Here is a 16175-nt window from a genome sequence, read left to right as displayed (position 1 = left end):
GGTTGCATGAGGGGACGCATGTCGGAGGCGGAGCGGGCGGGAGCATCCCGTCAGGACAAGAGCGAACGTCTCCTCGCCGGGCGCTACCGGCTGGGAGATGTTCTCGGCCGCGGCGGCATGGGCACGGTGTGGCGGGCCCAGGACGAAACGCTGGGCCGCACGGTCGCCGTCAAGGAACTGCGGTTCCCGTCGAGCATCGATGACGACGAGAAACGGCGGCTGATCACGCGCACCCTGCGTGAGGCCAAGGCGATCGCGCGGATTCGCAACAACGGCGCGGTGACGGTCTTCGACGTGGTCGACGAGGACAACCGGCCGTGGATCGTGATGGAGCTCGTCGAGGGCAAGTCGCTCGCCGAGGTCATCCGCGAGGACGGCCTGCTCACGCCGAAGCGCGCTGCCGAGGTGGGGCTGGCGATACTCGACGTGCTGCGTTCCGCGCACCGCGAGGGCATCCTGCACCGCGATGTGAAGCCGTCGAACGTGCTGATCTCCGACGACGGCCGGGTCGTGCTGACCGACTTCGGTATCGCGCAGGTCGAGGGCGACCCGTCCATCACCTCGACCGGCATGCTCGTGGGCGCGCCCTCGTACATCTCGCCGGAGCGGGCGCGCGGGCACAAGCCCGGCCCCGCGGCCGACCTGTGGTCGCTGGGCGGGCTGTTGTACGCGTCGGTCGAGGGTGTGCCGCCGTACGACAAGGGTTCCGCGATCGCGACGCTCACCGCGGTGATGACCGAGCCGGTGGAGCAGCCGAAGAACGCGGGCCCGCTGGAGAACGTGATTTACGGGCTGCTCGTGAAGGACCCCGCGCAGCGGCTCGACAACGAGCGCGCCCGGGCGATGCTCAGCGAGGTGATCTACGCCCCCGAGCCCAAGGAGACCGTGCCGGAGCCGGCGGACGCGACGAAGGTCGTGGCGCTGCCGCCGGTGCCGGACGAGGGCCCGGGCAAGAAGAGTTCGGGCGGCTCGCGCGGTTCCGGGGCCAAGCGGGGCGAGGAGGCCGGGGAGCGGCTGCGCGGGGCGCTGCGTTCCGTGCGGAAGGCCGCCTCGGTCGCCGGTGCGGCCACGGCGGCGGCCACCGTTGCGGCGACGGCCCGTGCGAAGTCCGGCGCTGCGGGCGGGACGGGCGCTGCGGGCAGTGCGGGTGGTGCCGGCGGTATCGCGGCTTCCGGTTCGGTGGGCGTGGAGGGGGCGGCTCCGGTCGCTCCGAAGGCTCCCCCGGCTCCGCCGCGCGTGGATGTGTCGAAGCCCGCCGCGGCTGCGGGGAAGTCCGGGACGGTCACGCCCGGCCAGGGTGGGAAGGCGGCTGGGGGCTCCCCGAAGCCGGGCGTGCGTGACGGCGCGCCAGTGGGTTCGCCCTCCGGTTCCGTCGGCTCGAAGGGGACTCTCGGCTCGGCGGGTTCGGGGGGTTCCGACTCCACCGGTTCGGCCGGCGAGGCCAGGGCGGCCTCCGGGTGGCCCGTGGCGCCCGAGCGGCCGCCGCGGCCCGTGCCGCGGGCGCCGCTCACCGATGTGGTGCCACGGCGGACTCTGATGATCATCGCGGTGGTCGTGGCGCTCGCCGTGATCGGGACCGTGCTTGCCCTGACCCTCGGTGGCGGTGACGACAGCGGGGCCAAGAACGGCAAGAGCGGTGACACCAAGGCGGCCGCGTCCAGCGGGGTGACCGCGGGCAGTGGCGGCAAGGGCGCGACCAGCGGCTCTCACACCGACAGCGGCGACAAGACGGGCGGTGCCACCGGGTCGGCCGGGGACGGGAGTTCGGGCAGCACGCCGAACACCGACGCGTCGGGCAGCGCCGCCGACACGAACGGGACGAGCGGCGACGGCAAGGAGTCGGGCTCCTCGGGCTCCACCGCCGTGTCGACGTACACGGCCGGCCAGGGGTTCAAGATCGGGCTGCCCAAGGGGTGGAAGTACCAGTCGACGGATGATGCGGGAGCCCGCTTCACCGGTCCCGACGGGCAGAAGCTCCTCGTCGGCTGGACGACCACGCCCAAGAGTGACCCTGTGGCCGACTGGAAGAACCAAGAGGGGTACATGGTGCGCTCGCAGTACAAGCGGGTGCGCATAGAGCAGGTGGACTACCGCGGTTGGAACACGGCCGACTGGGAGTTCACCTATCAGGACGGTGGCACGAAGTACCGGTCGATCGACCGCGGATTCGTCGTCAATGATCATCTCGGGTACGGGCTGATGTACACGGCGAAGGCATCCGACTGGGACAGTCAGCTGCGCAAGGACACGTGGCAGACGCTGACGAAGACGTTCCAGCCGAAGTCGTGAGGCACGGGCCCGAACCCACGTCGTGAGGCGCGTGCCCATGCCGTGAGGTTCGGGCCGGTTCGCCCGGGGTGTCTGTTGTAGGGGTCGGTCACGGGCCGGTGACATCTTGCATCCCGACATTGCGGGTTGCCTCCGGCACGTATCGTGAGTGGTTGCGGACCGTACGAAGCCGTAACGGGGCGCAAGGCGAACGGAATTGACCACCGGGCGGCCGGGGGAGGCGTCGTGGACGACTATGCGGGACGGGTACTCGCCGACCGTTACCGCCTGCCGCTGCCGCCCTCCGACGAGTACGAACTCGCCGAGAGCCGGGCCTTCGACACCTACAGCGGACAGGAAGTCCTCGTCCGGCAGGTGCCGTTGCCGGAGGTCGTCGAGGCGGAGATGCTCGACGCGGACGGGCTGCCCGAGGGGTTCGTGGCGCGGGACGGCGGGGTGCGGCGCGCCTCCGCACGGACCACGCGCCGGCCCACCGAACCCGCCGTACGACGGGCGATCGAGGCGGCGCAGGCCGCCGCGCAGATTCCCGACCATCCCCGGCTCGACCAGGTCTTCGACGTGTTCGCCGAAGGCGGGTCGTTGTGGATAGTGAGTGAGCTGGTGCCCGCGCGGTCGCTGGCCGCGCTGCTCGCCGAGAAGCCGCTGAGCCCCTATCGGGCGGCCGAGGTCGCCGCCGACGTCGTCACCGCGCTGAGGGTGCTGCACGCGCACGGATGGGTCCACCGCAACATCACCGTGCGCACGGTGCTCGTCTGCGACGACGGCCGTGTGATGCTGACCGGCCTGGCCGCCGGCGCCGCGGAGGAGGCACTGTGCGGGTACGACCCGGTGCCGGTACAGGACTTCGAGGGTCCCGGGGGTGAGGGAGGCGCCGGTGCCGGTTCACCCCACGCGGGTGTCGGTGCGGATTCACGAGCGGGTACGGGCACGGGCGGCGGTGTTCCGCGTGGCGCGGCCCGTACGCGCGGTGCCGCGCCCGGTGGAGTGACCGGAGGGCTGCCCGGTGGGGGAGCCGGTGGTGCGTCCGGCGGGGGTCCCGGAGCCTCGTTCGGCGCGGTGGTCGCCAGTGCGCAGGGGGCCGATGCCGAGGCCGCGCGGCGGGCCGCGATCGAGGCGCGGGCCGAGAACACCACACCCGTGGGGGAGCCGCCCGCCGAAGGCGGAGCGGCCCTGGCGCGCAGGGCGCTGGAGGCCGGAGGCGACGCCCGGGCGGCCCGGGCCGGGGCCATCGCCGCGTACCGGGCCGGAGCCCGGGCCGCGGCCCGCGTGCACGAGCAGCAGCGGGGCGGTCCGGCGGCACTGCCCGCGCCCCGTCCCGCCCCACCGGCCGACGGCTCCATGTCGGGGGCCCAGGGCTCCGGTCAGGGTGTGGAGCAGCGGCCCGAGACGCCGCCCCCCGGTCAGATCGCCGACCCGTACGGCGTCGGCGTCGGGCGTGCGGGCGCGTGGCCCGGCGCGCAGCCGCGCCCCGGAACCGGCCCCGGCACCGGTACCGGCCCTGGCGTCAACGGCCCTGGCTTCGGTGGTCCCGGCCCCGGCGGCAACGGCGGTCAGGGGCGCCCGGCGCTCCCCGGCCCCGCGGCCGGTCCTGGAAGTGGCCACAGCGGCACCCCGGTGCCCCCGGGACCCCAGGACCTTCACGGCACCCAGGGCGCCCACGGCGCCCAGAACCACGGCATCCAGAACCACGGCACCCCCGCCCTCGTGCCCGGACAGCAGCCCGCCCCCGCCCCGACCCCCAACGGCCGTTGGGACGAGCTGGTCGCCGGTGCGCCCCCGCGGCGCGGTCCCGCCACCGCGCTCGCCGCGGAGCGGGCCCGGCAGGCGCGGATGGCCGTCGTCGGTCCGGTGACCGAGCGATGGGCGCCGGAGCAGGCCGGGCCGGTGCACGAGAACTGGCAGTTGGCGGCGCCGATCGGCCCCCAGACCGATCTGTGGGCGCTGGGCGCCCTGCTCTTCCGGGCCGTGCAGGGACACGCGCCCTACCCGGAGGACAACACCGCGGAGCTGGTGCAGCTGGTCTGCGCGGAGCCGCCCGCGTTCGCCGAGGAGTGCGGGCCACTGCGGCCCGTCGTGGAGTCGCTGCTGCGTCAGGACCCCACCGAGCGGCTGGACTTCGAGGAGCTGAGCGGCTGGCTGCGCTCGCTGGTGCGGTCCGCGCCGGAGCCCGAGGCGGGCGCGCACGTCGTCGCGGCGCCGCCCGTCGACCCCAGCCGGCTGCCGATCGTACGGCGCAGGGGCGAGCTCGTCCGCAGGCGCCGGGCCGGACTGCCCGCGACCAGCGCACACGCCCGCCACAAGCGCGCGAAGCCCGACCGGCAGGCGAAGCCGGCCAGGTCGACGGAGACGGCCAAGCCGCGCAAGCTGGGCCGGAACCTGGTCCTGCTGGTCCTGCTCCTGCTGGCCGCGGCGGTCGCGTACGCGATGGTCTTCATGCCGAAGAAGACCGACCCGAACGGCGACGCGAACGGCGAACGGACCGGCTCCGCGGGCCAGGTGAGCCCGGCACCCGGGAACACAGCGGGCACGGGCGCCGACGGCAGCGCCAGCAGCCGGCCGCGCCCCGACCAGACCTCTCCCGGCACGGACACGAACCCTTCGGGCGGCGCCAGTTCGACGACCTCGCAGTCCGACGACCCGGCGGTCGGCCAGGGCTTCACCCTGCGCAAGGACTCCGAGGGCTTCCAGGTCGCCGTGGCCAACGGCTGGAACCGCACGCCCAAGAACGGGCGCGGCCAGGTGGTCTACTCCCAGGGCGACTTCGAGCTCATCGTCGTACCCGGACGGGACAGCACCGGCAAGTACGGCAGCGATCCGCTGACGTACCAGCGGGAGACCGAGAGCGAGTTGCAGCCGTTCCGCGACTCGACGTGGGCCACGTCCAGCGGGATGCGGCGGATCGACGTGGGCGGACGGACCATGGCAGAGGGGCAGTTCACCTGGCAGAACTCCGCCGGGCAGTCACTGTACGTCCGCAATCTTGCGATCATCGTCGGCGGGCACTACCACGTGGTGCAGGTCCGCGGCCCGGAGGCCGAACGCGACGAGGTCACGAGACTGTACGAGCAGGCGTCGGCGACGTACCAAGTCACCGGCTGAGCAATTCCCGTAGTCATGAACCGCTGAACGCCGAATGGTTCCTTCCCGTACCCCGAAGGGAGAACCGTCACAGTGCGGTCTCCGTACGACCCCGCCGGTTCCCTGCGCGGGGACCGCTCTTTAGTCTGACCCTGTCAATACCATTGCGGGGAAACGTGAATCAGATGCAGGGCCTGCTCCTCGCGGGCCGCTACCGACTTGTCGAACCCATCGGCAGCGGTGGCATGGGCCGCGTGTGGCGCGCGCACGACGAAGTGCTGCACCGTGCCGTCGCGATCAAGGAGCTGACGGCCGCGCTGTATGTGACGGAGAGTGACCGGGTCGTGCTGTTGGCGCGCACCCACGCCGAGGCGCGGGCCGCCGCCCGGATCAACCACTCGTCCGTCGTCACCGTGCACGACGTCCTGGATCACGACAACCGGCCCTGGATCGTCATGGAGCTGGTCGAGGGCAACTCACTGGCCGACGAGGTCAAGGAGCAGGGGCGCGTCGAACCGACCGAGGCGGCGCGAATCGGGTTGTGGGTGCTGCGCGCCCTGCGCGCCGCGCACTCCGCCGGCGTACTGCACCGTGACGTGAAGCCCGGGAACGTACTGCTGTCCTCGGACCGACGGGTGCTGCTCACCGACTTCGGGATCGCGCAGGTCGAGGGCGACACGACCATCACGCGTACCGGCGAGATCGTCGGCTCGGTCGACTACCTGGCGCCCGAGCGGGTGCGCGGCCACGACCCCGGTCCGTCCGCCGACCTGTGGGCGCTCGGCGCGACGCTGTACACGGCGGTGGAGGGGCGGTCGCCGTTCCGGCGTACCTCGCCGCTGACCACCATGCAGGCCGTGGTCGACGAGGAGCCCACGCCGCCGCAGCACGCCGGTCCGCTCGGGCCCGTCATCACCGCGCTGCTGCACAAGGACCCGGCCGTGCGGCCCGGTGCGGAGGAGGCCGAGCAGATGCTCGCCGAGGCCGCGGAGGGGCGCCGGCCGAGTGCTGCGCAGGCGTATGTGCCGACGCAGCAGCATGTGGACACGGGCACCATGGGGATGGGCGCGCAGCCGGTGGCGGCCTACGGGACGGTGCCCCAGGGGACGGGATCGCACGGCGCGGCGCCCCACGGACCGGGGGCGCACGAGACGGCGTCGCACGGGTCCGTGGCGCACGGATCGGGCGCGCACGGGGCGACGCCGACGCTTCACGCGCCGGTGCCCGGGCCCATGGGCGACGGCACCGGCAGCGCGGGCGCGTCCGGGAGACGGCGCCGCGGTCGTACGATCGCCCTCGTCGTCGTACTCGCCGCCCTGATCGGCGGTGGCGGGGCCGTGGCCATGAACTACCTGAACGGCGCACGGAGCGACGACACCCACAACAGTGCCTCGTCCGGCACCGCGAATCCCCGTACCACCAAGCCCGGGAGCACCCCGACCGCGACTTCGGGCTCCCAGGAGCCGTCCGGCGCCGTGCCCGGCTCCTGGGTGCAGCGGGACGACGCCGAGGGCTTCACCATCTCCCTGCCCGACAAGACCTGGCAGCGACAGGCCAATGGCAACCAGGTCGACTACACGCCCGACGGCGGCGAGCACTTCGTCCGCATCGCCATCGACGACTCTCCGGATTTCCCCACCCCGTACGCACACCAGCAGGACCTGGAGCAGCAGTTGACCAAGCTGGCCGACTACCACCAGGTGCTTCTGCAGGCCAACACGTTCCGCGACTGCCCGGGCTCCCTGTGGGACTTCACCTGGACCGCGCTGGCGAAGCAGACGCCGTTCCCCGGCAAACGGCGGGCGATCGAGCAGACGTACCGCAGCCGCGAGGGTGTCGAGTACGCGATCTACATGTCCTCGCCCGCGGCGGACTGGGACACGGCACGCCGGCAGTTCGACGTGATTCTCCGCAGCTGGCTCCCCAAGACCTGACGGGCCGGGCGGACACGAACGGGCCGCAACCGGTCTGACAAGGCCGGATAACAGCCATCGCGCGGTCCGGTGCCCGGAGCGCGTCCGTCCGGTGCGGCATGATGGGGCGTATGGGGACCGAGGGGGAGAACGTCCGTGTGATCGGCGGCCGTTACCGGCTGGAGGCCAGGATCGGCCGGGGCGGCATGGGCGTCGTCTGGCGCGCCACCGACCAGCTGCTCGCCCGGCAGGTCGCGGTGAAGGAGCTCGCCCTCGACGACTCGCTCTCCGACGACGAGGCCCGGACGCAGCGCGACCGCACCCTGCGCGAGGCCCGCGCGGTCGCCCAGCTGCACCACCCTCACATCATCGTCGTGCACGACGTGGTCGAGGAGGACGAACGGCCCTACATCGTCATGGAGCTGATCGACGGCGGCTCGCTCGCCGAGCGGATCTCCGCCGACGGTCCTGTCGACGCGCGCGAGGCCGCCCGGATCGGCCTCGCCCTCCTCGGCGCGCTGCGCCGCGCGCACGACGCGGGTGTCCTGCACCGTGACCTCAAGCCCGCCAACGTCCTGATGGAGGCGGGCACCGACCGTGTCGTGCTCACCGACTTCGGCATCGCCCAGGTCGCGGGCGCCACGACCCTCACCGAGAGCGGGTCGTTCGTCGGCTCGCCCGAATACACCGCGCCCGAGCGGATGTCCGGGGTCAGGACCGGCCCCGAGTCCGATCTGTGGTCGCTCGGCGCGTTGCTCTGCACGGTCCTGAGCGGCGAATCGCCCTTCCGCCGTGACTCGTTGGGCGGCATCCTGCACGCCGTCGTCATGGACGAGATCCGCCCGCCCGCGCAGGCCGCACCCCTGCTGCCCGTCGTACGGGGGCTGCTGGAGCGCGATCCGGAGCGGCGGCTCGACGCGCTGGAGGCGGAGCGGCTGCTCAAGGCGTTCCTGGAGACGGGCCGTACGCCGAGGGCCGCGTCGGCCGGCTACACGCCCACGCAACGGGACGTACCGAAGCGGAAATCGCCCGCCCAGCAGGCCGCGCACCCCTCCTCTCCGCCGGTTCCTCCTCCTGCCGCCGCGCCCGGCCGTGCCCCGAAGCGGTCGGCGCGGACCATGCTCGTCGTCGCGGCGCTGGTCGCCGCCGTGGCCGGGGCCGGCGTGTCGGCGGCGCTGCTGGTGAACCACGGCGGGGGCGGTGGCGGGGGCGGCACGTCGACTCCGTCCGCCAGTTCGGCGCCGGGCACGTCCGTGAGCGCGTCGCACTCCCCGAGCGCGCCCGCAGCGCCGGGGTCTTCGGCCTCACCGAGCCCCGCCCCCACGGTCACCGTCACCCGGCAGCAGAAGCCGACCGCCGCCTCCGGCACGGCGCCCTCGGGCTATCGGACGGTCCATGACCCGGACGGGTTCTCGCTCGCCGTGCCGGACGGCTTCACACGCGATCCGGAGGGCGAGCGGATCTTCTACCTGTCGCCGGACCAGACCTTCCGCCTCGGCATCAAGGCGACCGACCCCGAGGCGGGCGGCCCGCTCGCGGTGATGCGGCGTGCCGACGCCGACGGGTCGTCCACGAACCCGGGCTACCACGACGGCACCGTCACCTCGACCACGCACGACGGACAGCCCGGCGCGCTCTGGGAGTTCACCTGGAACGGCTTCACCAAGGCGGAGGGCGCGCGGCACACGTACGACCTCTGCTGGGAGGAAGGCGGCCGGATGTACGACGTGTGGGTGTCGGCGCCGGTCGGCAAGGTGACGCAGGCGAAGGAGTACTTCGACGTGGCATTGGACACCTTCGTGGCCCCGTAGGCGGGAGACAAACGGGAGATAAGGGATGGTCCGCGTCACGGGTCTGTGACCGGTGCGCGACGGGTCTGGATGCCGGAGAGCGTGCCGCGATAGGGATGGACCCATGAGGAACAACGGGGGAGTCCCTTACGGGTCCGACGAGCCGACGAGTTTCGTTCTGCAACCGCCGACCCGGGTCGCCCCGGAGCCGACGGTCGAGTCCGTGCCCGATCCAGTGCCCTCGCCCGATCCCACGACCTCGCCCGATCCCACGACCGCGCCCGACCCCGGCACCGGGCGGCTCATCGTGGGCCGCTACCGGCTGCTCGGCAAGCTCGGTCACGGTGGGATGGGGACGGTCTGGCGGGCCAAGGACGAGACGGTGGACCGTGAGGTCGCCGTCAAGGAGCCGCGCGTCCCGGACCACCTTCCCGAGCGTGAACGCGCCAATGTCTTCGAGCGGATGCGCCGCGAGGCGCGCGCCGCGGCCCGGCTCGATCACCCGGCGGTGGTGAACGTCCACGACGTCGCGGTCGTGGACGGACAGCCCTGGATCGTCATGGAGCTGGTGCGGGGCCGTTCGCTGGGCGCAGCCCTCCAGGAGGGCACGCTCGGGGTGCGTGAGGCGGCGCGTATCGGTCTTGAGGTGCTCGGCGCGCTGGAGGCGGCGCACGCGGCGGGCATCCTGCACCGGGACGTCAAGCCCGACAACGTGCTGCTCGGCCCGCACGGCCGGGTCGTCCTCACCGACTTCGGCATCGCGCAGATCGAGGGCGAGACGAATCTGACGGCCACGGGCGGCTTCGTCGGGTCGCCCGAGTACATCGCGCCGGAGCGGGTGCTGGGCCAGCGTCCGGGCCCGGCCTCCGACCTCTGGTCGCTCGGTGTCTTCCTGTACGCGGCCACGGAGGGCGTGTCGCCCTTCCGCCGCAGCAACACGCCCGCGACGCTCCAGTCGGTCCTCAACTCCACCCCGGCACCGCCCGCTTCGGCGCGGGGTCCGCTGGCGGAGGCCATCAACGGGCTGCTGGACAAGGAGCCGTCCCGCCGCCCCGGCGCGGACCGGGTCCGACGGATGCTGGAGGAGGCCGCCGCGCCACCTGTCCCGGAGCCGACGCAGGTGGTGCAGATCGCGGGTCCGGGCGGCAAGGGTCTGCGTGTGCGCCGCACGCCCCTGTTCATCGGCCTCGGCGCGGTGGTCGTCGCGGCGGCGGTGGCGGCGTACCTGGTGTTCGCGAACCCCTTCGCGGGGCCGCTGCCCGACGGCTGGAAGAAGCACCACGAGACGGACGTCGTCGCGACACTGGCGGCGCCCGCGGGCTACCAGAGATCGACGCCGGACCGGACGTCGGACAAGGGGCACTGGGTCACGTACACCGACTGGAGCGGCAGCATCTGGATCGGCCTGACCCTGATCAAGAAGTCCGAGGACACGAGCCACCGGATCAAGGACTCCTCGGCCGCCGAGATGTACGCCGACAACGACGACTTCAAGGGCAGCGGCGCGTATGAGCTGAGCATGCCCGAGGCCCCGCGGACGGCCCCGGAGAACGCGAGGTACCACGGCAGGCAGGCCGCCGAGAACACCGTCGTCTACACGACCACCGACAGCCAGAACCCGCGTCCGCGCGAGGTGAAGATCTTCTACTACAAGTCGTCCAAGGGCGACATGTACAAGTTCACGATCAGCTATCCGGGCAAGGGCGACTTCACGGCACGCGGCCGTGAAGTCGCCAGGACGGCGATCGCGAACCTGGACATCGACCGGCTGTAAGGGCCTGGCGAGGGCTCAGGCGAGCTTGCCGGCCTGGGCCTTGATGAGGTCGGCCGGGATGCCGTACTCCTTGGGCTTCCCGTCGGCGAGGAACGCGGCCAGGTTCAGCGAGTAGTACGTGGCCACCGTGCTGCCGTGACGCACCGCCTCGGCGTGTACGACGATCTTGTCACCGTCCGCCTCGCCGGTCACGGCGAAGGCGACCGACTCGTCGCCGCTGCCCGAGGCCTTCTCCGCCTCGACCTTGGTGAACTTCTGGGGGTCGTCCTTCGCGCCCTTCGACGTGGCCTTGAACCCGCCCGCGCAGCCCTTGACCGCGTCGGAGACGGAGGACATGGCCTTCTGGGCACCGTCGCCCTCGTACGAGGAGAGCGAGACGATGGTGACTGTCCCGCCGAGGGTGTCGCTGATCGAGTTCAGCGCCTCGTCGAGCTCCTTCTCCGTCATGTCCTCCATGCTCTTGGTGGAGGACGCGCTGGGCTTGGCCTCCACCGGCGTGGCCATGGTGTTGACGTACGCGGTCGAGTCGCCCGGCGCGAAGCCGGTGAGGACATAGGCGAGCGGCGCGCACTTCTCGTCGACGACGGTGATCTCCTCCTTGGAGGAGGCGAACCGCTCGGACCGGTCGGCCGCCGCGAAGCGGTATCCGCCGAGGTCGCCCTTGCCGACGATCAGCTTCTTCAACTCGGCGTCGCTCAGGGCCTTGACCGTGGCCGCCGCCCCCTCGCCGCCCGTCGCCTTGTCACCGGAGCCGGAGCCGGAGCCGGAGCCGGAATCCGAACCGGAGCCGGAACAGCCCGTGGCCAGGGCGAGCGCGAGCGCCGACGCGACCACTGCGACGCCGGGGCGCGACAGCGCGGATCTCTTCATTCTGAGGAAGTCCTTCGGTGTGCGGACACGACCGGCCGCGCCTGAGGCGCGGCCGGTACCTGCCGTGTACATGAGGTGAAAGGACTATGTGGTAAAGGTCAAGGAAACGTCAAGTTGGTAAAGCGCCGCCCGCGGCGGTGGCGGTCACGCCTTCAGCTTGCCCGCGACTGCCTTGACCAGGTTCGTCCTCGCGACCTGCAGGGCGAAGCGTTTCCCGGCATCGGGGACCGGCTTGGCGTACCAGGGCAGGCCCCGGTGGCGCCACTTGGCGGGGGCCAACTTCTTCGGGAGTGCCGGGAGGGGCAACGCCCAATCGCCGAGGCGTAGTTCGCCGGTCCACTCGCCGACGGCGAGCTCGGTGACCTTCACCCGCACGGTGAAGGTGCCGTCACCGCCACCGCCACCGCGGACGGCGGCGAAGGAAGCGCTCCCACCACGACCGTCGTCCAGGACGGCGGCCAGCGCGCCCTCCGGATACTCGGCAAGGGTGCACCGCCCGGTGATCTCCAGTTCGGTGGGCGTGCCGGTGGCCCAGCGGACGCCGTCGAACCGCAGATGCGACCGTATGCCGTGCTTCTTCTCGCCGAGGTCGAGCGTGAAGTTGCCGTGCGGGTTGGTCGTGTAGAGCGTGGCCGCCCGCACCCCCGCGCCCGTGTCGACAACCCGTGTGCTGGCCTTGCCCGACACGTCGTCGGCGCGTCTGCTGCCGATGCGGACCTCGCGCGACACGCCCTGGGCGCCAACTGCGAGGGAGATGTCCCAGAGTCCGTCGTCGAGGGGCTTGCCGTCGGCGCCGGTGGCGATGTCGACGACCGCCTCGAACCCGGCCAGGTCGTACGCGTACGCGCCCTCGTCCGCGTCGGCGCCGAGGCCCGGTGTCGCGGTGTGCGTGACGGGCTGCCGGAATTCCGTGCCGCTGTCCCGCTCGCGCAGGACAAGGTCGGTGGTGACGGCCTGCGTCTCCACACGGTGCAGATAAGCGTGTCCGGCCAGGTGAAGGGTGGTGCCCCGCAGTTCGGCCCGGCTGACGTGGTGGCGGGTGCCCAGCTGACCCGTGACGTCGTAGCAGGCGTCGGGGACGGCGCGGGCGGGGTCGCGGAGGAAGGGGTAGCGGGCGTAGGCGCGGCCGCCGTCGAGGAGGACGGGAGTGGCCGCCTTGCTGTCGGCCAGTTCTTTCTCGAATCCCACCAATTCAAGTACCTCGTCCAGCATCCCGTGCCGTACGAGATGCAGTCGAACCCGGGCCATCGCCGAGAGTCGGTCGTTCATCCCCTCGTGCCACAGCGGGGCGATGATCTCGGCGATCTCGGCGAGAGACTTCAACTGCTGCGGGCGGGCTTCGTGAACCAGATGACTGTCGAGCACATGGGGCACGTCGACGGTGAGGTGCCGGTGCGCCAGGTGGTCGCGGCCGGGACCGGGCGGCACGTTCTCCAGGATGAGGTCGACCATGGCGGCGAGAAACCGCAGGCGAGGTTCCGAACCCTTGGTGCGCACAGTGATGTTGCCGCCGTCTTCCCGCAGGGTGCAGAACAGGCAGTCGTAGTCGGCGATCACGGAGATCCCCGAGGCATGCAGGTACGCCAGGGCGGTGAACGGCTGGTCCTCACCGACGGGCATGCCGGTCGGGAATCGCAGTGCGTGCCGCTCCAGCAGCCTGCGTCGGAACAGCTTCAGCGGGTTGAGGGCCCAGTAGACACGGGAGTTGAAGACATCGGTCTTCGGCTGGTTGCTTCGGAACATCGACATGGGCAGGCCGCGTCCGCCGATGCCGACCATCTTGCCGAGCACGATGTCGGTGCCGTTCTTCTCGGCCATGGTGACCATGCGCTCCAGGGCCTCTGGTCCCAGATAGTCGTCGGCATCGAGGAAGAAGACGAACTCTCCGCGAGCGAGGCCGAGTCCGGCGTTGCGCGGCGCTGAGGGGCCTCCAGAATTCTCCTGGTGGACGACCTGCAAGAGCCCTGGAAACTCGTCGGCGAGACGGTCGAGTTCCTTGGCCGTTCCATCCGTCGAACCGTCGTTGACCGCGATGATTTCCAACGCGTCCCGCCCGATGGTCTGTTCGGCCACGGAGGTGATGGAACGCGTCACATAGGGCATCGCGTTGTAGGCAGCGATAATCACCGAAACGGTGGGGCCGGCCATCGTCACGCTCTCCAAGTAGTCCGGGGTGCCCCTTTTCCGGTCGACTTGGCTATTTCTTTTGTGGCCGTCGATTATGCAAAGGAAGCGGCTGGAAATGCTTTGAGCAAATCATGATTTAGCTGTATTTTTTACTGAGTGCTTCTCGTGAAGCCGGCCGTTTCTCTCAGGGCTTGAGCTTTCCGGAGATCACCTTGACGAGATCCGTCTTCGCCACCCGGAGGGCGAACGCCGCACCGCTGCCGGACACGGGCTTTGCGTACCAGGGGACGCCCCGACGCCGCCACTTGGCCGCTGCCAGGTCCTTCGGAAGTCGGGGAAGGGGCACAGACCAGCCGGACAGACGCAGTTCGCCGTTCCAGAGGCCGGCTGGAAGGTCGGTGACGGGCACGCGCGCAGTGAAGGTGTCGCCGTGTGCGGTACGTGTGACCGGGAAGTCGGCGGTCGCGCCCTCGCCGTTACCGAGCACGAGGGTCAGCGGGCCGTCCGGGTAGGCACCCAACGTCCACCGACCGGTGATCAGCAGCTCCGTGGGGGTGCTGGCGTTCCAGCGGGCCGCCTCGAGCTTCAGATGCGACACCACCCTGTGCTTCTTCTCGCCGAGGTCGAGCGTGAAGTTGCCATGCGGCTTGGTGGTGTACAGGGTCACGGCACGAACACCTCGAGTGGTGTCCACGACACGGGTGTCCGATACACCGGACACGTCCGTGGCGCGCTTGCTGCCGATGCGGACCTCGCGCGAGAGTCCCTGGGCCCCGACGGCCAGGGAGATGTCCCACAGCCCGTCGCCGAGCGGCGCGCCGTCGGCCGCGCTGTCGATGCCGACGGCAGCCTCGAACCCGGCCGTGTCGTATGTGTACCGGCCCTCGTCCTCGTGGGCGCCCAGCCTCGGGGTGGCGGTGTGCGTGACGGGGAGGCGGTACTCCGTCCCGCTGTCACGCTCGCGGAGCACGAGCTCGGTGGTCACGTCGTCGGTCGCCACGCGGTGGAGATATGCGTACCCCGCCAGATGGAGCGTGGTGCCGCGCAGCTCGGCGCGGGAGATGTGGTGCCGGACGCCGACCTGGTCGGTGACGTCGTAGCAGTCGTCGGGCACGGCGCGTACGGGGTCGCGGAAGTACGGGTACTTGGCGTAGGCGCGGCCCTTGTCGACGACGAGCGGGGTGGCCACGCCGGACGCGTTCAACTCGTCTTCGAAGCGGTCGAGTTCGAGGAGCTCGTCAAGCATCTCGTGCCGTACGAAGTGGAGGCGCAGCCAGGCCATCGCCGAGAGTTCCTCGCGCAGGCCGTCGTGCAGCAGGGGGGCGATGATCTCGGCGAGGCGGGCAAGGGTTCTGCGCTGGCTCTCGCGGGTCTCGAGCTTGAGGTGCCAGTGGATGAGCGTCCGCACCTCCACTGTGAGGTGTCGGTGCGCCATGCGGTCGCGTCCGGGGCCGGGCGGGACCTTGTCGGTGATCAGGTCGACCATGCGCGCGAGGTAGCGCAGCCGCGGTTCGGAACCCGAGGTGCTCGTCGTGACGTTGCCGCCGTCGTCCCGCAGGACCCAGAAGATGCAGTCGTAGTCGGCGACCACGGAGATCCCGGACGCGTACAGATAGGCACTGGCCACGAACGGCTGGTCCTCGCCGGTGGACAGATCCGTCGGGAAGCGCAGCTCGTGCCGTTCCAGCAGCTCGCGGCGGAACAGCTTCATCGGGCTGAGAGTCCAGTACACGCGGGAGGTGAAGACGTCCGTCTTGGGCTGGTTCTGCCGGAACATGGACGTGGGCGCGCCGCGTCCGCCGACACCGACCATCTTGCCGAGCACGACGTCTGTGCCGTTCTTCTCCGCCATGGCGACCATGCGCTCCAGGGCCTCGGGCCCCAGATAGTCGTCGGCGTCCAGGAAGAAGACGAACTTCCCGCGGGCCAGGTCGAGCCCGGCGTTGCGCGGCGCCGCGGGTCCGCCGGAGTTCTCCTGGTGGACGACGCGCAACCACTGGGGATGCCTGGCGGCCAACCGATCGAGTTCGGGGCCGGTCCCGTCGGTCGAGCCGTCGTCGACGACGATGACTTCGAGTTGCTCCTGGCCGATGCTTTGCTCGGCGACCGAGGAAAGGGTACGCGTCACATAGGGCATCGCGTTGTAGGCAGCGATAATCACCGAAACTGTGGGCGTGGCCATCGTCACGTTCTCCTGGCAAGACGGGGCACGCCTCGTTTTAGGCCGCATTTGAAACCGCGAAAGCGAAGGTCCATGTGCGCGGGAGAAGGTGCCGACAGGGATGTGAATATACCGTGAGTTGCCAGTGTGTACAACATGAATGCCCAGTGAAG

Annotated in this window: 8 protein-coding genes; 5 read left to right on the top strand and 3 right to left on the bottom strand. The window is 71.1% G+C overall.

Annotated features, from left to right (window positions below; all coding sequences use genetic code 11):
• Positions 1–18: 18 nt before the first annotated feature.
• The 5 genes from ACFVWD_RS00410 to ACFVWD_RS00390 all read left to right on the top strand — a co-directional run bounded on the left by ACFVWD_RS00410 (position 19) and on the right by ACFVWD_RS00390 (position 10844).
• Positions 19–2289 (top strand): protein kinase, encoded by a 2271-nt coding sequence (locus ACFVWD_RS00410; RefSeq protein ID WP_389593016.1) that lies wholly within the window; start codon positions 19–21, stop codon positions 2287–2289.
• A gap of 225 nt (positions 2290–2514) precedes the next feature.
• Positions 2515–5388 carry a protein kinase gene (locus tag ACFVWD_RS00405; RefSeq protein WP_389593014.1) on the top strand — a complete coding sequence of 958 codons (2874 nt, stop codon included), beginning with the start codon at positions 2515–2517 and terminating at the stop codon, positions 5386–5388.
• 164 nt (positions 5389–5552) lie between these two features.
• Positions 5553–7301, top strand: a complete 1749-nt coding sequence (locus tag ACFVWD_RS00400; RefSeq protein WP_389593235.1) for a serine/threonine-protein kinase — start codon at positions 5553–5555, stop codon at positions 7299–7301.
• A gap of 110 nt (positions 7302–7411) precedes the next feature.
• Complete coding sequence (locus ACFVWD_RS00395; RefSeq protein ID WP_389593013.1) at positions 7412–9091, top strand: protein kinase; 1680 nt, start codon at positions 7412–7414, stop codon at positions 9089–9091.
• Between the two features lie 103 nt (positions 9092–9194).
• On the top strand, positions 9195–10844 hold the full coding sequence (locus ACFVWD_RS00390) for a serine/threonine-protein kinase (RefSeq protein ID WP_389593012.1): 1650 nt from the start codon (positions 9195–9197) through the stop codon (positions 10842–10844).
• Positions 10845–10859: 15 nt separating this feature from the next.
• Here ACFVWD_RS00390 and ACFVWD_RS00385 read toward each other — a convergent pair whose 3' ends face one another.
• From ACFVWD_RS00385 to ACFVWD_RS00375, 3 genes are all read right to left on the bottom strand, one after another.
• Entirely contained in the window at positions 10860–11714 is an 855-nt protein-coding gene (locus tag ACFVWD_RS00385; protein ID WP_389593011.1) for a hypothetical protein, read from the bottom strand.
• A 144-nt stretch (positions 11715–11858) separates the two neighbouring features.
• Positions 11859–13862, bottom strand: coding sequence for a glycosyltransferase (locus tag ACFVWD_RS00380; protein WP_389593010.1), 2004 nt, complete (start codon positions 13860–13862; stop codon positions 11859–11861).
• 163 nt (positions 13863–14025) lie between these two features.
• Positions 14026–16023: a glycosyltransferase family 2 protein gene (locus tag ACFVWD_RS00375; protein WP_389593009.1), complete on the bottom strand. Its 1998-nt coding sequence runs from the start codon at positions 16021–16023 to the stop codon at positions 14026–14028.
• Positions 16024–16175 lie beyond the last annotated feature (152 nt).

It is taken from the genome of Streptomyces sp. NPDC058086, assembly GCF_042885015.1.
GTDB lineage: Bacteria > Actinomycetota > Actinomycetes > Streptomycetales > Streptomycetaceae > Streptomyces.
Note: the sequence above shows the minus strand (reverse complement) of the source record. Positions and strands in the feature narration are given on the sequence as shown.